The 26,166-nt window shown below is 36.0% G+C and carries 24 protein-coding genes; 7 read left to right on the forward strand and 17 right to left on the reverse strand.

What is annotated here, in order from left to right:
• Positions 1-104 precede the first annotated feature (104 nt).
• The 4 genes from EW028_RS10830 to EW028_RS10845 all read right to left on the reverse strand — a co-directional run bounded on the left by EW028_RS10830 (position 105) and on the right by EW028_RS10845 (position 5,216).
• A complete protein-coding gene (locus EW028_RS10830; protein WP_131520862.1) occupies positions 105-2,474 on the reverse strand; it encodes a penicillin acylase family protein in 2,370 nt (789 codons plus the stop codon).
• Positions 2,475-2,969: 495 nt separating this feature from the next.
• On the reverse strand, positions 2,970-3,725 hold the full coding sequence (locus EW028_RS10835; protein WP_131520863.1) for an exodeoxyribonuclease III: 756 nt from the start codon (positions 3,723-3,725) through the stop codon (positions 2,970-2,972).
• A 51-nt stretch (positions 3,726-3,776) separates the two neighbouring features.
• Positions 3,777-4,691 (reverse strand): UDP-N-acetylmuramate dehydrogenase, encoded by a 915-nt coding sequence (murB, locus tag EW028_RS10840; protein WP_131520864.1) that lies wholly within the window; start codon positions 4,689-4,691, stop codon positions 3,777-3,779.
• A gap of 219 nt (positions 4,692-4,910) precedes the next feature.
• A complete protein-coding gene (locus EW028_RS10845) occupies positions 4,911-5,216 on the reverse strand; it encodes a winged helix-turn-helix transcriptional regulator (RefSeq protein ID WP_004231981.1) in 306 nt (101 codons plus the stop codon).
• A gap of 359 nt (positions 5,217-5,575) precedes the next feature.
• Between EW028_RS10845 and EW028_RS10850 the strand changes: the two genes are divergently transcribed.
• Positions 5,576-6,103 carry a YceI family protein gene (locus tag EW028_RS10850; RefSeq protein ID WP_131520865.1) on the forward strand — a complete coding sequence of 176 codons (528 nt, stop codon included), beginning with the start codon at positions 5,576-5,578 and terminating at the stop codon, positions 6,101-6,103.
• Between the two features lie 34 nt (positions 6,104-6,137).
• A complete protein-coding gene (locus EW028_RS10855) occupies positions 6,138-6,503 on the forward strand; it encodes a DUF2500 domain-containing protein (RefSeq protein WP_131520866.1) in 366 nt (121 codons plus the stop codon).
• Positions 6,504-6,533: 30 nt separating this feature from the next.
• Here EW028_RS10855 and EW028_RS10860 read toward each other — a convergent pair whose 3' ends face one another.
• The 3 genes from EW028_RS10860 to EW028_RS10870 form a co-directional block, all read right to left on the reverse strand.
• Entirely contained in the window at positions 6,534-8,894 is a 2,361-nt protein-coding gene (locus tag EW028_RS10860) for a bifunctional 2',3'-cyclic-nucleotide 2'-phosphodiesterase/3'-nucleotidase (RefSeq protein WP_131520867.1), read from the reverse strand.
• 303 nt (positions 8,895-9,197) lie between these two features.
• Complete coding sequence (locus EW028_RS10865; RefSeq protein ID WP_048394231.1) at positions 9,198-9,824, reverse strand: FMN-dependent NADH-azoreductase; 627 nt, start codon at positions 9,822-9,824, stop codon at positions 9,198-9,200.
• Positions 9,825-10,002: 178 nt separating this feature from the next.
• Positions 10,003-10,710 (reverse strand): DsbA family oxidoreductase, encoded by a 708-nt coding sequence (locus EW028_RS10870; RefSeq protein WP_131520868.1) that lies wholly within the window; start codon positions 10,708-10,710, stop codon positions 10,003-10,005.
• 125 nt (positions 10,711-10,835) lie between these two features.
• Here EW028_RS10870 and EW028_RS10875 point away from each other — a divergent pair, with 125 nt between their 5' ends.
• A complete protein-coding gene (locus tag EW028_RS10875; protein ID WP_066038018.1) occupies positions 10,836-12,215 on the forward strand; it encodes an FAD-dependent oxidoreductase in 1,380 nt (459 codons plus the stop codon).
• A gap of 39 nt (positions 12,216-12,254) precedes the next feature.
• Here the strand turns inward: EW028_RS10875 and EW028_RS10880 are convergent, their stop codons facing one another.
• Entirely contained in the window at positions 12,255-13,181 is a 927-nt protein-coding gene (locus EW028_RS10880; protein WP_131520869.1) for a manganese-dependent inorganic pyrophosphatase, read from the reverse strand.
• Between the two features lie 426 nt (positions 13,182-13,607).
• Here EW028_RS10880 and EW028_RS10885 point away from each other — a divergent pair, with 426 nt between their 5' ends.
• The gene (locus tag EW028_RS10885) at positions 13,608-14,438 is read left to right on the forward strand and encodes a GNAT family N-acetyltransferase (RefSeq protein WP_227744931.1); all 831 of its coding nucleotides are present in this window, start codon (positions 13,608-13,610) and stop codon (positions 14,436-14,438) included.
• Positions 14,439-14,547: 109 nt separating this feature from the next.
• Here the strand turns inward: EW028_RS10885 and EW028_RS10890 are convergent, their stop codons facing one another.
• Positions 14,548-15,414 carry a MurR/RpiR family transcriptional regulator gene (locus EW028_RS10890; protein ID WP_131520870.1) on the reverse strand — a complete coding sequence of 289 codons (867 nt, stop codon included), beginning with the start codon at positions 15,412-15,414 and terminating at the stop codon, positions 14,548-14,550.
• A 317-nt stretch (positions 15,415-15,731) separates the two neighbouring features.
• Positions 15,732-16,961: an MFS transporter gene (locus EW028_RS10895; RefSeq protein WP_131520871.1), complete on the reverse strand. Its 1,230-nt coding sequence runs from the start codon at positions 16,959-16,961 to the stop codon at positions 15,732-15,734.
• Positions 16,962-17,165: 204 nt separating this feature from the next.
• Here EW028_RS10895 and thrC point away from each other — a divergent pair, with 204 nt between their 5' ends.
• The 3 genes from thrC to EW028_RS10910 all read left to right on the forward strand — a co-directional run bounded on the left by thrC (position 17,166) and on the right by EW028_RS10910 (position 19,915).
• A complete protein-coding gene (gene thrC / locus EW028_RS10900; protein ID WP_131520872.1) occupies positions 17,166-18,218 on the forward strand; it encodes a threonine synthase in 1,053 nt (350 codons plus the stop codon).
• Complete coding sequence (thrB, locus tag EW028_RS10905; protein ID WP_131520873.1) at positions 18,215-19,129, forward strand: homoserine kinase; 915 nt, start codon at positions 18,215-18,217, stop codon at positions 19,127-19,129. Before thrC ends, thrB begins: the two co-directional genes overlap by 4 nt.
• A gap of 99 nt (positions 19,130-19,228) precedes the next feature.
• Positions 19,229-19,915 (forward strand): MtnX-like HAD-IB family phosphatase, encoded by a 687-nt coding sequence (locus EW028_RS10910; RefSeq protein ID WP_131520874.1) that lies wholly within the window; start codon positions 19,229-19,231, stop codon positions 19,913-19,915.
• A gap of 55 nt (positions 19,916-19,970) precedes the next feature.
• Here the strand turns inward: EW028_RS10910 and zupT are convergent, their stop codons facing one another.
• The 7 genes from zupT to comX all read right to left on the reverse strand — a co-directional run bounded on the left by zupT (position 19,971) and on the right by comX (position 26,166).
• Positions 19,971-20,780, reverse strand: coding sequence for a zinc transporter ZupT (zupT, locus tag EW028_RS10915; RefSeq protein WP_016992734.1), 810 nt, complete (start codon positions 20,778-20,780; stop codon positions 19,971-19,973).
• A 158-nt stretch (positions 20,781-20,938) separates the two neighbouring features.
• Positions 20,939-21,547 carry a phosphatase PAP2 family protein gene (locus EW028_RS10920; RefSeq protein WP_131520875.1) on the reverse strand — a complete coding sequence of 203 codons (609 nt, stop codon included), beginning with the start codon at positions 21,545-21,547 and terminating at the stop codon, positions 20,939-20,941.
• A gap of 86 nt (positions 21,548-21,633) precedes the next feature.
• Positions 21,634-21,765 carry a hypothetical protein gene (locus tag EW028_RS25865; protein WP_255501606.1) on the reverse strand — a complete coding sequence of 44 codons (132 nt, stop codon included), beginning with the start codon at positions 21,763-21,765 and terminating at the stop codon, positions 21,634-21,636.
• A 39-nt stretch (positions 21,766-21,804) separates the two neighbouring features.
• Positions 21,805-22,704, reverse strand: a complete 900-nt coding sequence (locus EW028_RS10925) for a hypothetical protein (protein ID WP_131520876.1) — start codon at positions 22,702-22,704, stop codon at positions 21,805-21,807.
• 414 nt (positions 22,705-23,118) lie between these two features.
• Positions 23,119-23,730, reverse strand: coding sequence for a response regulator transcription factor (locus tag EW028_RS10930; RefSeq protein WP_225341057.1), 612 nt, complete (start codon positions 23,728-23,730; stop codon positions 23,119-23,121).
• Positions 23,714-26,002: a sensor histidine kinase gene (locus tag EW028_RS10935; RefSeq protein ID WP_227744932.1), complete on the reverse strand. Its 2,289-nt coding sequence runs from the start codon at positions 26,000-26,002 to the stop codon at positions 23,714-23,716. The genes EW028_RS10930 and EW028_RS10935 overlap by 17 nt, the downstream gene beginning before the upstream one ends.
• Positions 26,003-26,007: 5 nt before the next feature.
• Positions 26,008-26,166 carry a competence pheromone ComX gene (gene comX, locus EW028_RS10940; protein ID WP_131520877.1) on the reverse strand — a complete coding sequence of 53 codons (159 nt, stop codon included), beginning with the start codon at positions 26,164-26,166 and terminating at the stop codon, positions 26,008-26,010.

The following is a 26,166-nucleotide window of genomic DNA, read 5'->3' on the forward strand; positions in this document are numbered from 1 at the left end:
CAATGTAACATATTATTCCATCTTATTCAAACGAATATTTGAATGTTAGGATGTATATCCTTAAATAAAAAAGTTAGCGCACTTTCTGTACGCTAACCCTTTTATTATTTCGCTATTAATTGTAATGTTTTTCCTTTTATCTCTTCCTGTTTAATAAATGTTTGATGGTAATCACCATTTGCCCAATCCAGCACCTGATCTTGATACCAATCAGATTTTACATGACCACTTTGACCAGGACCAACAATATGATAGGCTGAGCTTAAATCACCTACATCCACCACAAAACGCCAAGATGCACCGTGATCTACATTACCAGCTAAATCATTATCTGCTGCTTGTACGGTAACTTTTGATCCACCAATAGGAACCTTTTTAGCATTAAAATAGGCTGCAAGAATAGGCGATGCACTTCCTAGTGTATGGTCAAAAGTAAGCTGATGGTAATCACCCCATTGCCATTTCGAGGAATTTTTTCCGAATTGATCTTCTAGTTGTGCTATTGTTAGCTCAAATGCCTTGTATACGGTTTCATCAATGCCACCCTGCTCCTCAATCCAAATGCTTTTCTCTCCTGAATAAGCTGTACGTAAGAGCTGGTCTGTAATATTAAACTTCCCATACATGATGCCATACATATCTTCAGGCATTTGATCTTTAAACAAAACTTCCTGTAGCTTAATCATTAATGTATGGAACACAAGTGGTGCACCTGATTCCTTTGCGTCCACCATATCCCACTTCTCTAGCATGGCCATAATATCGGCATACTTCCCATTCTGATCTTTTTCTTTTATCGATGTTAATAAATCAGGCAGAAATTCTCTTGCATAGAGATTGTGCTGATCCATTTGCAAAGCCATCATATCGTCTACTGTAATAGCATCATTTTCCTCTAACACTTCTTTAATTCTTTCGAAACGATAAGGTTGCGCCCAGAAATCAGTTATGTGATAAGGGTAGTCCTCTCCTATTACTTGGTTATTTGCCGTCGCAATAAAACCTTCTTTTGGATTTACTAGAGTCGGTAATTCATCCCAGGGGATAAAGCCCTCCCAGCCATAGTCGCTCGAATCACCTGGAACTGGTAATTGGCCTTCACCTTGCTTACGAATAGGTATTTGACCATTAGCTTTATAAGCAATCGTACCGTCCTTTGATGCAAATACAAAATTTTGTGCTGGCGCTTTAAAGTCTTCTAAAGCTTTTTCGAAATCACCCCAAGTTTTTGCCTTATTAAAACCAAGCACTGCTCTTAGTTCAGCTGTCGGTTGTAGTGCTGTCCACTGCATCGAAAATTGTGCTGTTGGTTCTGTATCTTTAAAAGCTAAATCTGTCATTATAGGACCGTGACGTGTAACAACGACTTCAAAATCTACCGTATCTCCATCTTTTACCTTAATTGATTCGTCGCGTACCTCTGCTTGTTCCCATTTTCCATCGTATCTGAATTGTGTTGGATTATCTGGATTTGGTATCTCAATATATAAATCCTGTACATCTGGACCTACATTGGTTACCCCCCAAGCAATTTCATCATTATGGCCTAATATAATACCTGGAATCCCTGCAAAGATGACGCCACTAACATTTTGTTGTGGTGATTGCAGATGCATTTGATACCAAATAGAAGGGGTGCTTAACCCTAAATGTGGGTCATCTGCTAAAATAGGCGTTCCTGATTTCGTTTTATCACCTGAAACTACCCAGTTATTACTTCCATTAAATTCGTTTGGTAGCATTTCCGCGCTGAATTGCCCAGCTACTGCTACAGGATTTTGGATATTGGCCTCGATTATCGCCGAAGCATTTTCTGGATATTTAATAAATAATTCTTTTGCCTTATCTTCATCAAAATTCTGTAATGCCCAATGACGAAAAGCTAATGTATTCCAATTTCCACCCAGATCATAGGCCATGTATTTACCAATTGTTAAGGAATCAACAACTGTCCACTCCTCTGGTTCATAGTCTAACAAAGCAAATTCATAGCTTAATGTATTGCTTTCCTTTGCCTGTGCAATAAAAGCATTTACTCCTTCAGCATACCATTCAAGTACTTGTTTGCTTTCGTCATCATAGGCAGCTAATGATTTCTCTGCAGCATTTCGCAAGCTAAATGTACGGAAATGTTTGTCGGTATTAATCGTTGCTTCTCCAATAATTTCAGATAATCGACCACTTGCCTGCCTTCGTGCTAAGTCCATTTGAAATAGTCTATCCTGTGCTTGGACATAACCTTGCGCACGATACAAATCAGCATCTGTTTTGGCAAAAATATGCGGAACCCCTTTTTCATCTCTCGTGACTGTCACATCCTGATCCAGAATAGTAACAGCTAACTCACCATCAATCACCGGCTTAGATTTATTCATAAACCATGTAAATCCAATAAAAGCCACGAGAGCCAAAGCAGCTATTATCCCAGCTATGACAATGAGCCACTTTTTCCAATTAAGCTTTCTCTTTCCCACTGAATAACCCCCTTTTTGCACTATATTCCCGTACTACCTTCCCAAACCCGCTTTGAAACCCAAATTTTTAGCGAAATTTCTTGTTTTATGTATATAAAATCGTCTCTAAATACAAAATTTTATATTTATTCGCTATTAGAATAGTATAAACAATAGGAATTATGAAGGCTACTGAGTAATGTTAAAAATTCGTTTTCATAGAGATATAAGAATTCTATAGAGTATATTTTCTTTTATCTTCACTCGTGAAGCGGTCCATGTTATGGAAGCGGATTCCCGTATGGTTGGAGCGTTCTTCACTACTTTAGAGCGGGTACTCACTTGATCGGAGCGCCTCTTCCACACTTTAGAGCAGATTCCCATGTGATTGGAGCGAATAACTCCTCACTTTAGAGCTAACCCCCTAGCATTGCCAAACCTCACATTTAAAAGTCATCTTATTCAGTTACAAAATACAAAAAATCGTATTTCCATTAAGAAAATACGATTTAAGTACTAGCATTGTAATTGCAATTCAATTGGACAATGATCACTGCCCATAATGTGTGGGTGAATTGTTGCGCTTTCAATTTGTCCCTTCAATTGATTGGATACAACAAAATAATCGATACGCCAACCAATATTACGTTCACGCACTTTATTCATATAGGACCACCATGTGTAGTGGTCAGTTTCCTCGGGATGCTTGTATCTAAAAGAATCTACAAAACCGCTTTCCAATAACGCTGAAAATTTTGCTCTCTCTTCATATGTAAAGCCCGAATTTCCAATATTAGATTTTGCATTTTTTAAATCAATTTCCGTGTGTGCAACATTTAGATCACCACAATAAACCACTGGCTTCTGACTATTTAGTTCTTGTAAATAGCTAGCTAAACGATCCTCCCATTGTAAACGTAATGGTAACCGCGCTAAATCACGCTGTGCATTTGGAGTATAAACATTTACTAAATAGAAATTCTTATATTCTAATGTTATAATTCTGCCTTCATCCTGAGAATCTTCGGCACCCACTCCATACTTAACAGACAATGGCGTGTGCTTCGTGAAAATTGCTGTTCCAGAATACCCTTTTTTCTGCGCGTAATTCCAATACTGCTCATAACCTTCAATAGTGAGCTCTACTTGTCCAGCCTGACATTTTGTTTCTTGGATACAAAAGAAATCAGCATCTATTTGATGAAAAAACTCTAAAAAGCCTTTACCTAGACATGCTCGTATTCCATTAACATTCCATGATATAAATTTCATTTATCCACACTCCTAAAAAAACGCCCTTCGGCTTATGCGAAGGGCATCCTATTATAGATCGTCACCAACAATTTTGACTTCCGTCTCTAATTCAACGCCAAATTTTTCTTTCACTACACGTTGAACCATTTGGATTGTCTTAATATAGTCTGAAGCAGTAGCATTTCCTTTGTTGACAATAAATCCTGCATGCTTGGTAGAGACTTCAGCATCACCAACACCTTTACCTTGTAGGCCACTATCTTGAATAAGTTTTCCAGCAAAATGTCCAGGTGGGCGTTTAAACACACTTCCAGCAGATGGATATTCTAAAGGCTGTTTTGATTCACGTTGGAAGGTTAAATCAGCAATCTTCGCATCAATTTCCTCCTGTACACCTACTGCTAATTGAAATTCAGAGGACAGCACATAATAACCCTTTTTGGCAATAATGCTTTGTCGGTATCCTAGCTCAAGGTCTTCTTTACCTAATATTAAAATGTCCCCTTCTTTTGTTAACACCTTCGATGAAACAATAATATCTTTAATCTCACCGCCATAGGCACCTGCGTTCATAGCCATTGCTCCGCCAATCGATCCAGGAATACCACATGCAAATTCAAAACCTGTTAAGGATGCTTGCGCTGATAGCTTTGATACATCTTTGATCAGTGCACCACTTTGTGCATACACATGCTCACCAGAAATACGAATCTCATCTAAGCGTGAAAATGTTACAACGATTCCCCTATGACCGCCATCTCGAACAACCATATTAGACCCGTTACCTAACATTAATAAAGGAATATTATTTATATATGCATAGCGAATAACGGATGCTGCCTCTTCTTCTGTTTCAGGAAGAACAAAAACATCTGCTTTGCCACCTAATTTTGTCATTGTGTATTGCTGTAATGATTCATTTAACTTAATATTGGCAGGATTAATACTTTTTGCTAAATCCACCGCCCATTGTTCTTTTGTCATGAGAGCTAATTCCTTTCTAACGTCCTTCTTACTCTACACCAGTATGGATTTACAACCCCAATTTGACAAGTAAAATGAAGGGTATTTTTATCTCATATTAAAAGACAGGTAAGACCTGTGCAGAGATGATGAATATTATAAAGAAAATTGACAGTCATTCCAAGTGTCGTTTTTAGGACACTATTTTATTGTATTATCTAATAAAATAATCCATTCACCCTAGAGCCAACTACTTGCCCATGTTTCGATATTGCGGATAGCACCTTCAAGTGCCTGACCTTTATCTGTTAATGAATACTCAACGCGTACCGGTACTTCTGAATATACCTTACGTTCAACAAGCCCCTCTTTTTCAAGCTCCTTTAAACGTTCTGATAATAAACGTCCACTGACAGGTAGTGCAGATTCGATTTCATTAAAGCGCTGTGGTCCATCTAGTAATTGATATAATATTAACCCTGTCCATCGTTTTCCGATTAAATCCATTGCTTTAGCTAAACGAGGACACAAAGTTGTCTCATTCATATTTTTTCACCTCTATGTAACTATTGTAACGATTAATGCACTAAATGTAAATTTGAAGTAACTTATTTACGTAAAATAATCTATTAACTTTTATATATTTAATTACAAATAGTAACTTATAATTTCAATGTTGGACATATCTAACAAGGGAACATAAAATGTCTTAGACTAAACGCTATCCTAATAAAATGCACATATTTCCAATAATATGCCTATTCCATTTTAAATATGTTTTGTTTCATGTTCACAGATTACACTTTTATAGAGGGAAAAACTTCCACATTTATAAAAAACTCATTGAATATGCGATTTGTTTACTTTATCATTCGTTGTAGAATGCTGTTTTAGGAGGTTTTCAAATGAAAAAATATGCTATTGATTTCAGTCATTCAACGATCGGATTTTCTGTAAGACATATGATGATTTCTCGAATTCATGGTACGTTTGAATCGTACAGCGGCGAAATAGTTGCATCCAATATCGAACAAATGCAGGATGCAAACATTTCTATCACGATTACAGTGGCTAGTGTCTCCACCAAGAATCATGATCGTGATGTCCACCTTGTGTCTCCTGACTTTTTTGATGCAGACGTCTATCCAAAAATAGTATTTACCTCTACATATATTGATAAACTTGATGATAAAAATTTTGCTATTCATGGGGATTTAACCATCAAAAACATAACAAGACCTATCGTATTTACAACAGTATATACAGGAAAAGGTGTGAATCCATGGGCACAAGAAGTATTTGGCTTCCAAGCTAAAGCCCAAATTGATCGTCGTGATTTTAATTTAGTCTACAATACCTTTTTAGAAACAGGTGGTGTATTGATTAGCGATGAAATAGACGTGATAGTAGATCTTGAATTAAATCCTCTTTAAGTATTGTTTCTACCTTAAAGAAAGGGAGGAATTTATGTTTTGGTTTGATAATGATTTTTTATTTGGCTCCGCTTTTATTACCATCATCTTCTTTATTGTTTTTGGAAGCATAGCCTTTATGATTGTAAACGGGATTATCACTTGGTCTAAAAACAACCGTTCACCAATTTTAACAGTACCCGCTAAGGTTGTGACAAAGCGTACGAATGTACGTGGGGGATCTAACAATACTGGGGCATCTACATCCTATTACGTTACGTTTGAAGAGCAAAACGGAGAACGGCATGAACTAAAGATGAATGGCTACGATTATGGTCAGCTTGTAGAAGGTGATCTTGGCATTTTAACCTATCAAGGTACACGGTATCATTCATTCAACAGACATAAAAAAGGAGAGTAGCGATTATCGTACTCTCCTTTTCTTATTCTCTTATTTAATTAAATATTTAGCAAATCCAGCTTCTGTATCTTCTAAATATTCAATACCACTACCTGCTGGAATAAACTTTTGTGCATCTTTTGCAGATAAGTAGATAACCTTTGTATTGGCTGGGAAAGGTACAAATGACCAGTTATTATCCGCAGCTGGGTTAATTGTTTTATTGGCCATAATATAATCTACAACAGCTTGTCGATTTTCATAAGCATAGTTTGTTATGTTAGAGCCGTCAGTATTTTTAAATGTCGCCCCATATGATCCACCAACACGGTAATTGTTTGTGATGATGATGAATTCTTGTTTTAAATCGATTGGTTTACCATTGTATTGTACATTCTTAATACGATTTGCCTTTTCATCAGTAAGATTACCGCGGCGGTCATATTTTGCTGGCGATGTGACATCAATTTGATATGTTAAGCCATCTAACACATCAAAGTTATAAGAACGTGCTTCTGCATCGATAATATTTTGCTCTTCTGTTTTAGTCGGATCAATTGTTGCAAAAATACCAGCAGCCATCTCTAACCACTCGATTGCTTGTGCGCCTGTCACTTTAATCGTAGCAACAGTATTGTCATAATGATAAATGTCGGCCATATTTTTAATAGCAAGCGGTCCTACAGGAATATTTGTATAATCTAATGGATTATTACGTGATCCTGCTTTGAAAGGTGCTCCAGCTGAAAGAATTGGTGTCTTTTCATCAGCCGTACCCTTTAGCTCTTGTTCGATAAACCATTTTTGAGCTTGTGTTACGATTTGAATGGATGGATCATCTTGCACCATTGAAAAATAACTATGGATTGGTGCTGTTGTTTCTCCAACAGGCTGACGGATATACGTTAATGTGCCCTCATGTGCCTCTTTAATAGCCTCTAAAACCGTTGTGGATGGTTGTAAACCTTCTTGTTTGATCGATTGTAAAGAACCTTTACCATCTACCACTACCCATTCTGATCCTTGTTGTTCTAGTTTTAAATCAATTACACCAAGATGACTACCATAGCTACCTGCCATAACAGTAGGAACACCGTGAATTGTCCCCTTCTCTTGGTCAACATCTTTCAAATCCTTATAGTCACCAGGGAATGTTAAATGAGAGTGTCCTGTAATTAAAGCATCAATACCATCAATTTCTGCTAATTGGTAACCAACATTTTCAGCACCCTTCACATAAGTATCTTCACCAATACCTGAATGTGACAGAACGACAATCACGTCAGCTCCAGCCTTTTGCATTTCTGGTACTACCTCTTTCACAGCTTCGACTGGCTCTTGCATTTCAACTTTACCTGCTAAATGAATGGCATCCCATTCAACAATTTTCGTTGGAACAATCCCTGTAACACCAACTTTAAGTGTATGTTTTTTACCTGAACTGTCTACCACTTCTTTATCAAGAATGACATAAGGTGTAAACATACGTTCTTTTGTTTTTGCATCATAGGTATTAGCATTTACCACTGGATACTTTGCATCGTTTAATACTTCATCTAAAAAGTCTAGACCATAGTTGAATTCATGATTTCCTAAAGTTCCACCATCGTATTTTAATGCATTAAGTGCAGCAATAGCTGGATGAACTTCACCTGGCTTTAAAACACTTTCTAATGCTTTATATGAGCCAAGTGGTGTGCCTTGAATTAAATCACCATTATCAAATAGTAATGTATTTGGATTTTTAGCTCTTACTTGCTCAATAAGTGTTGCGGTATTAGCTAACCCAAGCTCTGATGATGGAGCATCTAAATAGTAATTGTAATTAGCTAAATTGGTATGAATATCTGTTGTCCCTAAAATCTGAAGATCAACTGATACACCAGTTGAAGGTGCTTTGTACTCTGCTACAAAGCGCTCCACAATACTCTCCATCTGTTCCTTTGTCACATAGTCACGAGGACGAATAGTATTATCCTCAAATGCTTGTAAAATGTTTGCTGCAACAGCATTCGCTAAATCTTGTTTATATGCCGTTGCAATTTGATCTGCATCCTTAAATTGCTCTAAAACTTTGAGGGAAGCGTTTTCACTAACAAGTCCACGAGCAGAGATAACAAATGCTTGCTGACGTGTTAATTTGTCATCTGGGCCAAATGTCGTTGCTGTTTTCCCTTTAATAAGTTTTAATTGAACAGCTTTTTCTACATAAGGTGCTAAATCCTTAGAGACATCGTTAAAGGCAAGCGAAGAGCCGTCACCCATCTCTACATCTAAATTTTCTACTAATTCTTTTACATAATCTGCGCGTGTTACATCATTGGAAGCAGCATCAGCAGAAATTCCAAATGGTATAAACGCGAAAAGGACTAGTAACGTCGCCAAGAAATTAGTTATTAATTTCTTATTCATACAACAACCTCCTTAATAATCTAGTATTTTCCTACAAATTCTATTATATTAAAACCATTCTAATTTTTACTGAATATATAGTCCTAATTATATGTATTTTTAAAAGAATGGTTAATTACTTTCCCTCCAAATCATAGATTTCTACCATCCTTTATTTTTCTATTAAATAGGATGTTAGTAAATGTAAATTCAAAATAATTAGTTACTGTCAATATGTCCGACCTCCATACCACACCATACATCTGTTAACAAAATAAAAAAAGTCCTCCCAAAATTGAGAGGACTTTTAATAAAAAATAATTTTTATGCATTCACAGTTTGTAGTGATTGAGCAACCTTTTTCACTTCTTCTAGGCCATTTGCAATAATTTCTTGCGCTTTATCTGGTGAAGCATTGTGACCTTCAATAATCACTTCTTCAATAACTTCCATCCCGAATACGCCACCTACTACGTTTTTAATGTAGTTTACTGACATTTCCATTGGTTGAGCTTCTGGTGATGAATAGTAGCCACCACGAGCATTTAAAATAATCGCTTTTTTGTCAGTCATTAAGCTAATTAATTGACCATTTTCACCATATTTGAATGTGAATCCTGCTTGATATACATAGTCAATAAATGTTTGTAAAGGTGCTGGAATTGTTAAGTTCCATAGTGGGAATGCAAATACAACTAAATCAGCTGCAGTTAATGCATCCATTGCTTTTTGTTTTGCAGCTAATAGACGTGATTCAATGTCTGTTAACTCTCCACCATTTTGGACTTTACCAAAAGCATTGAAAAGATCTTGTCCAAAATAAGGCATATCTTCTGCAAATACGTCAAAAGTTGTTACGTTGGCACCTTGTACATTTTCCATAAAAGTATCATACATTTTTGTTGAAATACCGTCTGGACGGTTGTTAGCTTTTACTACTAAAACGTTCATTATATAAAATCTCCCTTAAATTTCAGAATCTAATATCTCGAATTCAAGATATGTGTTTATCTTAAAAAATTTCATCTAAAATGTCAATGTTCCATGCCTCAGACTTTTGACTGAAATATTCTATCTTTTCTCCATTCTAACAAGAGGAGTTGAAAGCCTTCCTCCTCTCTCTAGTAAGCTAAAATTTACAATTATCGTCTGTACAAATACCCGCATCACCTGTGCCAGCCATCTTTAGCGATGGTTGTAAGCCCTCTTCTTCAGCAACTTTACGCAATGTATTCTCAAATACCTCCTGCGGTTGTGCACCTGAAATACCATATTTACGGTTTAAGACAAAGAACGGTACCCCTCGTACACCAAGCTGGAGGCCTTCTTGAATATCCGCTTCTACCTCATTTTTATAAACATCATCGGCAAGAACCTTTGCAACTTCTTCACGCTCTAGCCTTACTTTCTCAGCTATCTCTAATAAAACATCATCTTGACCGATACGCTTTCCTTCAATAAAATGACTGTGTAAAAGTAACTCCACTAGAGCTGTAACATCTCCCTGTTGTTCAGCCCATTTTACAAGCCGATGTGCTTTTAGCGTATTCTCTTCCATCAAATTGCTAAAATCGTAGTTTAGCCCTACTTCTTTCGCACGCTCTGTTACACCCACTGTCATTTCCTTTGCCTTCTCTAAGGACATTCCATATTTCTTTGCCAATGATTCATAGACAGTACTATGCGAATCTATTGGAGTAGTTGGATCTAGTTGGTAGCTTTTATAGACAAGCTCCACCTGCCCCGAATAGCCAGTATCCTCAATCGCTTTCTCTAATTGTTTTTTACCAATATAACAAAATGGGCATACATAGTCAGACCAGATTTCAATTTTCATTTCATACTCACTCCTTTTGCTACATTGTAGCGATAGTTGAAATCACAAGGCAATTTTAATGCCTCACTGCATAAATTTTCAAGTTCTTCTACATACTGAACACAAAAACAATGTGAGGTTTCTATATGACACAATCTCTTTGGCTTGCTACAACTGAGTCTGTCTCTTTATCTTCTCTTACTTCCTCAACAACATGCGATGTATGTATAATCGGTGGTGGCTTAACTGGTTTATATACTGCCTATACTTTAGCAAAAGCAGGTGTGGATGTAGTTCTTCTCGAAGCAAATACCCATTTTGGTCACGGTACGACAGGGCATTCAACAGGAAAATTAACAGCCCAACATAGCATTGTCTATGCAAATCTTTTAGAAAAATTATCTTTAGAAGAGGCACAGCTTTATTATCAACTGAATCAACAAGCCATTGATAAAGCTAGACAGATACTCCCACCAGACAGGGTTCGTTCGGTGGATTCACTGTTATACTGTCAAACAAAAGAAGGCTATGCACAATTATTAAAAGAATGGAATGCCTATAAGGTTTTAAACATTAAGTCTAACCTTACCTCTGACACAGAGCTCCCATTCCCTATTACAAAAGCTTTATGTATGACACAACAAGCACAAATAAATCCTGTTGAAGTAAGTAATTTTCTTGCGAAAGAGGCGCAGAAGATGGGCGCAAAACTTTATGCAAATACCCGTGTTCAGCAATTAAACATACCACAGAATAACTTATATACCGAAAAAAATATGTCGGTTCAATATAATAAACTTATTTTATGTTCACATTATCCCATTGAAGCATTTAAAGGGCTTAAACTTTTTAAATTATCCAATAGTCGCTCCTATATGGTTGCAAGTAAAACCTCTGAGACTATGCAAGGTCAATATTTATCAGTTGATTTTCCTTCCCGTTCGATACGGACTGCCACGATTAATCAGGAAAATTATTTAGTCTTAGGAGGTGCGAATCACATCGCTGGCGAGACCGTTCATACCGAGCCATATTATGAGGCCATTTCCAATGAAATGAAGGAGCATTTTGAACAACAGCCACTTTATCGATGGTCAGCCCAGGATATAGAAACACCTGATATTGTCCCTTATGTTGGGAGAATTACAAACTCCTTACCTAACGTATTAATTGCCACTGGCTATCGAAAATGGGGAATCTCCAATTCCTTTGTCGCAGGCGATATCTTATCGTCTCTTTTAACAGGCTCAAAGATTGAAGAAGGTGCTATCGCTCTTTATTCACCATCACGTACTAAATTCGGTGCCCAATTCATGCAAATGCTGAAAGTAGGAGGATTTGTTGCCAAGGAATATATAGCTGGGTATATGAGGAATGCCACTGCTCCAACCTGTACTCATTTAGGCTGCAAAACAAAGTGGAATGAAGCTGATGAAACATGGGATTGTCCTTGCCATGGTTCCCGTTTTAACGCTAAGGGTGAGGTGCTTGAAGGCCCTGCTGTACAGCCATTAAAACTCGATTAAAAAAGAGGCTGTCTTAATAGACAGCCTCTTTTTTATTTTTTATTTTAGAGCTTCTGTTAATACTGGCACAATTTGTTTCTTACGAGAAACAACACCTGGTAATACAACACGGTTATTGATAAGATCAGCACCGAATCCTTTTGCTGCTGCTTCTGCTACTTGCCCAATTGCAACAGCTGTTGAATCATTATTTAAAATGTCAGTCACAACGAAGAAGAATAGATCTAAGCCATTTTCTGCAACATTTTTATTGAGTAGGATTTCTAACTCTTCTTGACGATTAAGCACATCATTAACATCAACTGCATTAACTTGAGCTACAACAGATTTGTACTCACCAAATTGGAACTCCTTTGCATCTAATGATAATAAATCTTCTAATGATTTATCAGATAAATCAGCACCTGCTTTTAGCATTGCTAAACCATACTCTGCAATCTCCACACCAGCAATTTTTGCTAGCTCTTCACCAGCTTTTACATCTTGCTCTGTGCAAGTCGGTGATTTGAATAATAATGTATCTGAAACAATTGCAGATAACATTAAACCAGCAATGTTCGCAGGTATGTCTAAACCGTTTTCGTTAAAAATTTTCTTAAGAATAGTAGCCGTACAGCCTACTGGTTCTGCACGATAATATAGTGGATCAGCTGTTTGGAAGTTGGCGATGCGGTGGTGATCAATTACCTCTGCAATTTGCACTTCCTCAATACCGTCAGCCGATTGTTGGAATTCATTGTGGTCTACTAGAATAACTTTGTCCGCTTCACCAACTACAGAAGAGATTAAACGTGGCGCTTCAAAGCCGAATTTATCTAATGCAAATTGAGTTTCATTATTAACATCTCCAAGACGTACTGCCTCAGCTTCTTCACCAATTTGCTGTTTTAAATAGGCATATACAATAGCAGACGTGATTGTGTCTGTATCTGGGTTTTTATGTCCAAAAACTAATACTTTACTCATAGAATTAATTCCTCCTAAAATGGCACTTACATTTATATTTTATTTTATCATACCTTATAGCCTGACAAGTGATAAAGTGAAACTTTGGAACAATTTCGCCTCAGCGTATATACCACTGACCCTCACTCTCGATATAACATACAGTGCTTAATTGTGTCCAAACTATATTATGCAAATAGAATGGCAGTGCTCTAAATACATACTTTTCAAATAAGATATCTATATTATAACTAGCTTAAGTTGCTATGTATACTTTTAATAGGTCTAATTACTTCTATAAAACTCTCTATTTTTACCAACCTATTTTTAACATTCAATAGTAAAAATGCCTCTTTTTTATAAAATAATTAGTTTATATAGATATTTAGTTGGGTTTTCATATTTAAGTCATCATAATTTTATGCTATCATCAGGTAGTCTATATTTTTGGATATTCAGGAAATGGGGATTACGATGACGAAGAAGATAGAAAAAAAGTACATTCCTTTAGCTAACTATTTTGATGTAGCTTTACAACAAGAAATTACTTTATCCTTTAGTGAATTAGAAAACATTATGGGACAAGCATTACCGAACGCTGCCTACTTAAATAAAAGCTGGTGGAAAAAAACTAAGCCCCCTCTCTCACATTATTTATCATGGACAAATGCAGGCTATTATGTCATTGATGTTAAGCTAGGTTCTAGTGTATCTTTCTCACGTACGCAAATGAAGTCTACCGAAAACAACACTTCTAATAGTGAGGAGAATTCATCTGCATACATAATACGAGGAATTGAAGCATCTGATGCTAGATCATTCATTCATTTACAAGAGGAGATTTTTCAAGAAACTGACTTTATGTATAATGTTCAAAATGAGCTAGATCTCACTGTCCAACAACTTCGTAAAAATTTAACCTATTGGAAGCAACTAAAAAACCGTACTATACTACTTTGTGTACTAAACGGAATCTTTGCAGGTTATGCAGTTATTCATGGATATAAACAATCAAAAGCTAGACACGTTGCCTCTATTCGTTTAGCTGTGAAAGAAGAGCATCAACAAAAAGGTATTGGCTCCGCACTAATGAAAGCTGTAGAAAGTTGGTCTAAACAACATGATATTTCCCGTTTAGAGTTATCTGTTATGGAGCATAACAATGTAGCTTTACGTCTCTTTACAAAGCTAGGATTTCATCAGGAGGGCATTCGAAAAAATGCCATTAAATTAAATGATACTTATATTAATGAATATAGCTTGAGTAAAATTCTATAATTCACTTTCCCTAGATGTCTAAATACTATTTGGACATCTTTTTATATAGAAAATTTCAAAAAAATACGCATAGATAGTGTGTTTCAACAACTATCTATGCGTATTTACATTAAAATACCTGCTTTTCTCTAATAGCATCTAAGAATAATACATTACTTTCTACTTGCTCATACAATTGCTGATATTTATCATAGTGGTCTTTATCCTGGCTTATCATTTCCTCTATCAACGCATGCAAAAATGAAATCAAGACTGGGGCAATGTCTAGAGAAGAATGATTCTTGGTACCGAGGGTAAATAATGCACTGGCATATTCTCGAATAGGCGAAAATGCAGAACCTGTAATGGCAATAATTTTCACTTTCTTTACCTTTGCAATTTCAACAATCGTTTTAATATCCTCAATCTGTTTATCAAAAGATAGTACAATTAAAGTCGTATGTTCGCCCATACTGTTTATTTGATTCACTAAATCATCTGAGTCTAAACGAAGCTGCTTAATATTAGCACGAAGTGTTTTCAATGTATTAGATAGCCAATTTGCAACAGATGCATTGTGACGAGTACCTAGAATATAGATATTGTCTGCTTCATGCATCCATTTTGAGCATTTTTGGATCTGCTGATCGTTAATCAATTGAATTATTTCTTGAATATTTTGGCTATCTCGTTGCATCACCTTACCAAAGCTAGAATTAGTCAGCTTCTTAGCAGTATATGTAGGCTGTAGATTTGCACCTACATCTTGAGACATAATATAGGCTCTAACTTCCTCTTGCAGTTCTACATACCCTGACAAATCCATAGCATAACAAAATCGAATCACGGTTGATTCACTTACATTAGCCAATCTGCCAACCTCTGCTGCTCCATTAGCAATCACTGTTGTGGGATTATCCATTACAAATTGAGCTACTTTACGCTGGCCCTTTGACAGCCTTACAAACCTTTTCTTTATATCTTCATGAATACTCATTCCTAACAACCTTTCTTTCAATGACCTTATCACGAACGGGAGATTGTTTCCTACTGACTCAAAATTCGATTAAAAATACAGTATCACGATTACAATTTGAATACAATGACTTTTCTGAAAAATCTTCATCGCATTAACCTGCTAATAAAACAATTTGATTTACGCTTTAACCATTTTATATTGATTTGTCATTTTAACAAATAAATCAGTCAAATCGAATAAAAATTAATAAAATCTTATTTTTATGTATTATTTAAGCGAAATCAGACAAAAATGTCCTGGACCAATTCCTTTGATCCAGGACATTCTATTTCATATTATTCTAGTTCAAGCTGCTTCGTTTCCTTCCCAAGGAAGATGACCCCTATAACACCGATAATAATCGCTCCACAGAAAATGGCAAAGATAAAGCCTATATCATAGCCTGCCGTTAATAAAAAGCCAACGAGCAACGGACCAAAAATACCACCAATTCGTCCAACTGCTGCTGCCATACCAGCACCTGTTCCACGAATAACTGATGGATATTGCTCGGGTGTATAAGCATATAATGCTCCCCAAGCTCCTAAGTTAAAGAAAGATAAAAGCATCCCTGAAGTTAACAATACGGCTAAAGTATCTGCATTACCAAAAATATAAGCACTCGCTGCAGTACCAATTAGATAGGAAACAAGGACAAACTTACGTCCAAACTTTTCTATAAACCAAGCGGCTGTAAAGTAACCTGGTAATTGAGCTAAAGTCATGATCAAAACATATTTAAAGCTTGTGATCATGTCAAAGCCTTTCCCTACCATCACACTTGGCAGCCATAAAAACATGCCATAATACGAAAATACAACTGTAAACCATAATAGCCACAGCATAAATGTAGAACGAGCATACTTTTTTGACCAAACCTCTTTCATATTTTGGCCAATGCTCCGTTTTTTTGCTTCTTCCTTCACAGTAAATTGTGGTGAATCTGGCAAATGCCAACGAAGATAAATAGCATAAAACGCTGGAAGTGCTGTTAGTATAAGGGCTACTCGCCATCCCCATGTGGGAATAACAAAATACGAAATAAGTGCTGCAATTAACCAGCCTGCTGCCCAAAAGCTTTCAAGTAATACAACCACGCGCCCTCTTTCTTTGGCAGCCACACTTTCAGATACAAGTGTTGAAGCTACAGGCAATTCTCCTCCTAGCCCCATCCCTACTAAAAAGCGTAAAATTAAAAATGCAGTTAATGTTGTTGTAAAAGCGGATAATCCACTTGCAATAGAAAAAAGGACAAGTGTCCACATAAATATTTGCTTGCGACCTACTTTATCAGCAAACACACCAAAAAAGAGTGCTCCTACAGCCATGCCGATAGAATTTATACTACCAATCCAACCAGACTGACTTGGTGATAGTCCCCACTCAGCGGCCAATGCTGCAATGACAAAGGATAATATACCAACGTCCATCGCATCAAAGAGCCACCCAACCCCCGCTACACCCAATAATTTATTTCTGGAAATGGATTGCTGAGGTTTCTTTGTTACTGCTGTATTTATTGTCATCCCAACCACCTGTCTTTACACTTGACTTTACATTACAAGATTACTATACAGTTGTTTCAAGAAAGTGACAAGTACTATTCAAATTACCGAATTGTTTCGACAATTAATGAAATGGTATTGAAATAATAGTGCTATTTGCGTTAAAATGTCTTTTATACAAAAACAACTGTTCTTTCTATAAGAACAAAAGGAGATCGTTACGTTATGTGGAAAGGCCTTATCGAAGAATATAAACAATTTTTACCCGTAACTGAAAATACACCTGCTTTAACTTTAAATGAAGGCAATACGCCTCTTATACATTTAGTGAATTTATCTAAGAAACTAGGCATTGAGCTTTACGGAAAAATTGAGGGTGCAAACCCAACTGGCTCATTTAAAGACCGAGGAATGGTATTTGCTGTTGCAAAAGCAATCGAGGATGGAAGTCAATGCGTTATTTGCGCTTCTACAGGAAACACTTCCGCTGCTGCGGCTGCTTATGCAACTCGTGCAGGCATCCAATCAATCGTTGTTATTCCAAAAGGTAAAGTTGCTCTCGGAAAGTTAGCACAGGCAACAATGTACGGGGCAAAGATTATCGAAATTGACGGAAACTTTGATGATGCACTCAATATCGTTCGCCAAGTAAGTGAAACGACACCAGTTGCACTTGTTAACTCTGTAAATCCATACCGTATCGAAGGTCAAAAAACGGCTTCGTTCGAAATTGTTGATGCCTTAGGTTCAGCCCCTGATTATTTGTGTATTCCAGTTGGGAACGCAGGTAATATCACTGCATATTGGAAAGGGTTTAAAGAATATCACGCTGCAAAAAATAGTGGGCTACCAAAAATGTATGGCTTTGAAGCTGAAGGTGCTGCAGCAATCGTTAAGGGTGAGCCAATTGCTAATCCTGAAACAGTGGCAACTGCCATTCGAATTGGCAATCCTGCGAGTTGGACATTGGCAGAAGCTGCTCGAGATGAATCTGGTGGTATCATTGATTCTGTTACAGATGAAGAAATTGTAGCAGCCTATAAATTAATCGCAAGTACAGAAGGCATTTTTGTTGAGCCTGGCTCTGCTGCTTCTTTAGCAGGTGTTATGAAATCTGTTGAAAATGGAAAAATCCCTCAAGGCGCTAAGGTTGTAACAATCTTTACAGGGAATGGCCTAAAAGATCCTGATACAGCCATGAATGTGTCCACTGTAGAGGTCGTATCCCTTAAAAACGATGAAGAAGAAATTCGTGCATATATTGAGGGTGTACTATGAGTAAAATGTGGCAAATCTCAGTTCCTGGAAGCACAGCCAACTTAGGTCCAGGCTTTGATTCAATAGGACTTGGCTTGTCTCTTTACTTACAGCTTTCTGTTACCTTGCAAGAACAATGGGAAATTATTCATCTTGATGATAATGGTCCTAAAGAGTTTGAGCTTGAAGATCACTTACTATACATCATTGCAAAAAAAACTGCAGATCTATATGGTCAACAGCTACCTGCCTGTCGTGTGGAGATGACTAGTGAACTTCCATTGGCACGTGGACTTGGCAGCAGTGCAGCAGTTATTGTTGCAGGTATTGAGCTTGCTAACCAAGTCTGCAAGATGGAGTTAACACTTCAAGATAAACTCAACCTCTCTTCACAAATTGAAGGACATCCAGATAACGCAACTGCTTCAGTTTTAGGAGGATTAACGATTTCTTCGATGGATGACAATGGCATAGTCGATACATTCCACATCAATGATATCGATGCCTCCTTTGTGGTATATGTACCAGATGTTGAATTAAAAACAAGTGAATCACGTTCTGTTTTACCAGAGCAATTTAACCGTTCCTATGCTGTTCACGCCTCAGCAAATGCAAATATGTTAGCCGCTTCTTTAATGGTACGAGATTTTGAACGTGCTGGACGTTATATGGAGGCAGATTTATTCCATGAACCGTTTCGTGCAAAGCTAATTCCTGCTTACGAAGAAATTCGTATGGCTGCAAAATCGAACGGTGCATATGGTACTGCTCTAAGTGGCGCTGGACCAACAATGATTTCTATTATTCCTTCTGCTATTGCCTCTGACTTCGTTGAATTAATGAAAAAGCAATTCCCAGAGCATCAAATTATTTTAACAAATGCTGATGAACATGGTGTACAAGTCAATGAATGTGTGAAACGTCTACTTTAATAGTAGGCGTTTTTTCTTGAAAGCAAGTTTGGATAAAACTAATATTATAGAAGTATAGAATTAGACCTTTTATACGCGCTTTTCTAAGGAGGAATTATCTTGAAACCCATTATATTCTGTGATTTCGATGGCACGATAACAGAAACAGATAACATTTTTTCACTTATGACTGAATTTGTACCAGAAGAATCTGAGAAAATTGCTCAAGCGATGATGGAGCAAACCATTTCATTTAAAGATGGGCTATCAGCAATGTTTCATCTACTTTCTACTCATCAAAAAGATGAAGTCATTCAATACCTAATGGAGTCGGCAGTTATACGTGAGGGATTTGGTGATTTTGCCCGCTATGCTCAAAATAACAATATACCATTTTATATTGTAAGTGGCGGAGTTGATTTTTTTATCGAGCCTTTAGTTGATAAATTTGGTCCCTTTTCAGGCATTTACTGTAATAAGGCCGATTTTTCTGGTAAACAAATAGAATTGATCTACCCAAATAGCTGTGATGAGGAGTGCGCTAAATACAGCACACAAGGATGTGGCTGCTGTAAACCAAGCGTAATGCGGAAGGTTGCTAAGGAAGATCATTATAAAATTGTAATTGGTGATTCTCTATCAGATTTTGAGGCAGCTAAACTAGCAGATATTGTTTTAGCTAGAGATCATCTTATCCAACGCTGTGAAGAGCTCCATGTTCCATATAGACCTTTTACCACATTTCATGATTGTCTCAAAATAGTACAAGAGCTAGTGGAGTCAAAAGAAGCTGTTGTTACACGCTAATAGAAAAAAGAAAAAGGAGCCACTTTTACAAAGATGTCTCCCTTTTCCTACTTACTTATGCTAATAATACTAAGCTAATGGCCATGACCGCCATCCCCCCTACTAGACCGTACATCGACAAATGTGTTTCATCATATCTTTGTGCAGCCGGTAGCAATTCATCTAGTGAAATAAAGACCATTATCCCTGCAACCCCAGCGAAAACGATTCCAAACATGACATCTGTTAAAAAGGGCATAAGGAGCAAAAAAGCTACTAATGCACCTACAGGCTCTGCCAATCCTGATAAAAAGGATAATTTAAAGGCTTTCCTTCGATTACCTGTTGCAAAGAAAATAGGAACAGATACAGCAATGCCTTCTGGAATATTATGAATAGCAACTGCAATGGCAATAGCAATCCCTACATTCGGATCATTAATAGCTGACATAAATGTAGCGATCCCCTCAGGAAAATTATGAATGCCAATCGCCAGAGCTGTAAAAACGCCCATCTTCATCAAATGTTCTTCATTAACCTGTGGTTTGATGGCATTAACATCCTCTACCAGCTTTACTTCATGAGGATTAGTTGCCTTCGGAATGAATTTATCAATTAAGGCAATAAACAACATCCCACCGAAAAATCCTAGGATTGTCATCCAATAGCCATTTGTTGTACCTAATGCATTGGTTAAAGCATCTTTAGCTTTCACAAATATTTCTACAAGGGATACATAAATCATCACCCCTGCTGAAAAACCCAATGCTAATGATAAAAATTTTGTATTTGTTCTTGATGTAAAAAATGCTATTAAACTACCTACACCTGTTGCAAGTCCAGCAAACAGGGTTAATCCTAATGCCAGTAAAACATTTCCGTCCATGCCCTTCTTCCTTTGCTCTTTTTCTTATTGTACTCATCTTAACGTAGAAGTTTCCTATACGCAATTCTTTTTTATAAGGCAAATATCATTCTTTACAGTGTCTCGGTAAAATGTAAAAAAGCAGTATCTATCATGTGAAATAGATACTGCCTGTCTTTTTATTTATGATTAGATGGAAATAAACGTTTACGCCGTTCGTACCAAATGACACAGATGATAAACCAAGTATAGCCGATGCTCCAACCACCAAGTACATCTGTAGCAAAATGTCGAGCTCCTGCAATACGTGATAAACCAATAAGCACCATTAAAATTGTAGCCCCAAGCCACAGAAGGTTTTTACGTTCTTTACTACTATTCTCCGCTAAAATATAAGCAAGTGTAAATAAATAAAGTATACCTGTCATCGAATGTCCAGACGGAAAGCTAAAGGATGTCAGTTGATCCTCAATTTCAGGTCGTGGACGTTGCACCCATTTCTTTAGTAATTGATTCAGAACATTGCCTACTGCAAAAGTTAGTACAACAAATAGCATACCTCGATAATTTTTTACCTTCCAAGCTAAATACACCATTAAAACTATTGCAACAGCAACAACAAATTTCGGCTCACCTATATAATGAAAGATCTCAATAAAACGATTACCAAAAAGAAGCTCTGCCATCTTTGCATCAAATGTATTCATCAGCTGACTATGATAAGTGGCTCTTAATACAATAAAGACAATTAACGTTAAAACTGCTAATGGATATGCCCATTTTTTCATTTTTTCACCTCAAAAAAACATTCATGCTATGTCCTTCACATCATAACACAAATAAATCTTTTCTGAATGAAATATAGGCCTTCATTTTATGAAAGGTTTACACCATTGACCTCTTGATAAATAGTGACAGATTCTTCTTCTGGTTTGTGAAAGTAATTGGAAACGGCCAATGCAACAATGAATAAAATGGCTACTATAGGTAGTATTCTTCTAAACATCCTAAACACTCCCTTATTCTTTTACTAGACCAAATTTGTCTACTTAATTAGCACTGGATCAAAAAGCCAATCTTTTGAACCAAAGTTTGCATCCTTTTCTCCTCTAACCTCACGTGAAATACCATATTTTATAATAGTTTCTCTAAATCTTTTACTAAACAAAGTCTTTCTATATAGATATCTTCCATCATGACTACACTCGGCTGAGTAGAAAACATCACCTTTTAAGTTTTCCAAATCTTCATGATGATAAATATCAGGACCATTAATGACACCATTTAAACCACAACTACACGGAGGTTGCTCAGTTGCAAAGTATAATTTAACTCTGTCCTTACTACACTCAGGGAGTATTTGTATAGGAATAATTTGATAGGCTGGCTGTTTTCCTTCTTCCGGGCCTTGATGGATCACCTCTAAAAGCTCATAGCCTTCTAGTTTTTCTCTTTTCATTAAAGATACTAGTTCCTCAGAAGCTACCCAATAACCATTTACATGCACTAGATGACGATCTTTCATCTGCGTAGTATCAATGACTATTGGTGATAACTGCTCTTTATCCATGAGCCCACAACACTTACAATGTGTACTCAAAGAAAATAGTGTCCCTTTATCTTCTAAGAACATTTCCGGTGAATTACCTGTTGAATTTAAAGTAAATAATGGTGCTCGTTCATACTCTGTATCTGAAAATTCAAAGTAAAAACGTTCTCCGATTGAAACGATTCCAAATTCACGCTCTAATGACTCATATAAAGCTGTTACCTGCTCGTATGTTACCTCTTCATTTAATGTAAAAATAGGATTAAATTTTGTTTTTAAGTTTCTTTTTCTCAATTCAGGCGCACCAATAGCAATACCATGACGATTATAAACGTTAATAACTTGATCTTGACTAGTTTCATCTATGGAAAACAAATTTTCAAGTTCTACTTTCACAATACACGCCTACCTTTATAAAGTTTTATGGTGAAGTATATTGACTAGCTAGTAACATTCTACTAACGCTACTTTATTCATAGATAGTCAGGCTGCTTATTTAATAAAATGATTTATATATTACTCACTAAAGCAAATCTACTTAACCATTGTTAATTTAAGCGTACCAGTAGTTATACCGTTATTTCAACTTCGGGTTTACGCCAATTTTCTGGCGTGATTCAGACAAATTTTTGGCGTGATTTGGCGGAAACAAAAAACACCGCCACTTTTTTGGCGGTGTCTATCATATTTTATAGGCAATTCAGTATAGGAATATGGTTTTATTTTACTAAGGAAATATATAGGATATTCAATTCCCATAATGCCCCCTATTAATTGAAAAATATACCAACAGTATAACATAGAAATATTTTAGAGTAAATTCATTCTCTCAGCAAGATTTACAGCTTCTGTTCGTGAATCTACATTCAACAAAGAAAAGAGTTGCGTTAAATATCTCTCCGTTGTACGTTGAGGAATATTTAATTCAATAGCGATAGCTTTATTTGTATGGCCCTCTGCAATGAGTCTTAGAATTTTCTTTTCCTTTTCATTTAAGTGAATATCTTTAGCGCCTTGCAGTTTAAATTTATCATCCAGAAAATCTAAGAAATTTTTAGGTAAAACAATTTCACCGTTTGCAATTGCCCTTACTGTTCTTAATATTTGCTCTTTCGAAGCTGTTTTAGCTAAAATACCTTCTATTTTTCTTTCTAAAATGAGTGGATAATAATCCGTAATGTCATCACCTGTGTAAAGAATAACTGAAGCATTTGACTGAATAGCCTTGATATTACGGGCTAGGTTAATTCCATTTTCTAATGGCATATTGATATCTATTAGATAGATATCGTACGGTTTATTCTTTATCCTTTGAATGACACAAGTTGCATCACTTTCCGTATCGATGATAATATCTTCATTCTCTTGAAATAAATTTTTAGTTCCCTCTAACACTATAGGGTGATCATCCACTATGAGCATCGTAATCAAGTGTTTCACTCCCTTCTTTCACCATGATTCTAATAAACATCCCTTTATTGATATTTGAGTCAATAGTAAATTGTCCGTTAAACGCTTTTACGCGCTCCTGCATGCCTTGAATGCCCATAGATTCTGCTACTATAATGTCCTCTACATTACAGCCTACACCATCATCTTTATAAATGATTTCAAAACCATCGTTCATTTCTTTTAAATGAATTTCAACTGATACTGCATAAGAATGCTTCAATGCATTATTAAGTAGCTCTTGGAATAAACGATAAATCATCAAATTCATGCGCTCATCCTCTAAATAAAGACGATCAATGGTGTAAATAAGCATGAAGTTAGCTCTTTCTTGAACTTTCCGAATCAGTTTTTCTAAAGCAGCATTTAAACCTAATGTATCTAGTAACGGCGGTTTTAGGTTTTCACAATAAGTACGTAATTCATGTAAGGATGCAACCATTTGTTTATGAATTTTCGCAAGCTTTTCTTGAATATCCGTGGTATTTTTTGCATTTACTAGGACATCCACCTCGCGAGCTATATGAAGTTGCTCCTGTAAATTGGTGTCATGTAACTCTTGAGCTAACTGGTATTTTTCTTCTTCAAATCTTAGCCATAATAGCTTATTCAGCCATGGTAACTGACCATCATCAGCTTGCTTCATATGCTTCAGTTCCTCTAGCAGTTCTTCTACCATCTTGGTATTTTCAATAAAATTATTTACATATAATAAGAGTAGTTCAAGCCATAAAAGCTCCTCATCTTTTAAATGAATCGTATTATTATGCCCTAGCACTAAAGCTCTTTTAAAATGTGCATCCTGATGGAGGAATGCTATATAAACTTTGTCAATTTTGCGTATTTCACCTAATCTGATTTCTTCCATTGTGTCAGGATCGATCCTAATACTTTCACCAGCTATTGGTAAGAATTCGTTTTTGTCATAGTTATATGTTAAGACAAAAACATCCTCTAACTCCAGATGCACGGAAACTTCATAAGCAAACTTTTCTAAAAGTTCGTTAATTTTAATTGTTTTCCCAATTTTATCTACAGCTGTATATAGCTGATGAATATAGTCACCCTTTGTGGAAAATAATATTTTCCGCTTGCGATAATCGACCTTCTCTTTTACGTAAAAAAGTATGATTAATGAAGAAAATGTAAAGAAAGATACACCCGACACAACAGTCATGGTTAAATAACGCCCGGCAATAAAATATAGTCCCACTGTAAACCATACAGTAAAGATTAAAGAAAATATAACATAATAACGTAGTCTTGTAATATGGTACTCAATATCAAATAATCGCTCTGCTAATTGCGTAAAAATAAAGCTAAATGGTATAAACAATAAAAATAATGAGCTTATCTCAGAAGAAAGTATATACGTATGGAAAAAAATTTTAGGGAGTGCATATAAAAAAAGAAATGGTAGAAACGGTATTAATATACTATTTAATAAAATTTTCAACTGAGGTGAGCTGTACTTAAAATAGCTTATTAATAGAATACTAAGGATGATCACTAGGAGAATAAAGAAAATAGCCAATATAACATTGGAAAGAATATCATTTGAAGCAGGATAAATAGTACCCATACATCCTAATACAAAAGCTATAAAAGGAATTATATAAAAGAGCTTGATATTATTTGTAAACACCCAATTTGTTTTCACAAATGAATAATAATTTCTCAAAAAATGTAATAGTATAACTAAACATAACAGCATACTACTTCGATTTACGATAATGCCAATCGTATCCATCCTACCAGAGACACCACTACTTACATAAGCCAATGAAACGGTTAACATAAAAAGAATTAGTAAGTCAGCTAATTTTGTATTCCTTTGTTTGAAATGTAAATAAAATGCAACAAATAATGTTAATAAATAATAACAAGCTGGAATGATTAATACATAGATAAATTGTTGAGGGATATCCAAATGCTTAATATGTATATTGATTAGATCTCCATCGGGCTTCAGTACTGTTATTTCATTAGCAGATAAAATTTTAGATTTATATCTCAGTTGATTTAATTCATTGATGGGTTCATGATCTACACTTAAAATTGCATCACCAACAGAAATATTTTGATCCTCTGCCCAGTCTTTATAATAAAGTTGAGAAATAACCCATTTGTCATTCTCTTCTTCTACCCCAATTTGTATATAAGGCTCGCTATAATTCACATAATTTAAATAAAAACCAATAATTAAATAGAGAATTATAGCGGGCCAAAACAACTTACTTCGCAACTTTCTTAGTTCCAAATATCACTTTCTGTATTCATTTCACCGTTAAATGCTTCTAAAATTGCTGATTGCTCTACAGATGAAACTCCAACTAATGATGCTTTTTGCTCTTTTAATAGTGTAACTAGGCTTGGATTTTGCTCTAAATATTGGATTACATTAATCAT

It is taken from the genome of Lysinibacillus sp. OL1, assembly GCF_004332175.1.
Lineage (GTDB): Bacteria > Bacillota > Bacilli > Bacillales_A > Planococcaceae > Lysinibacillus > Lysinibacillus capsici.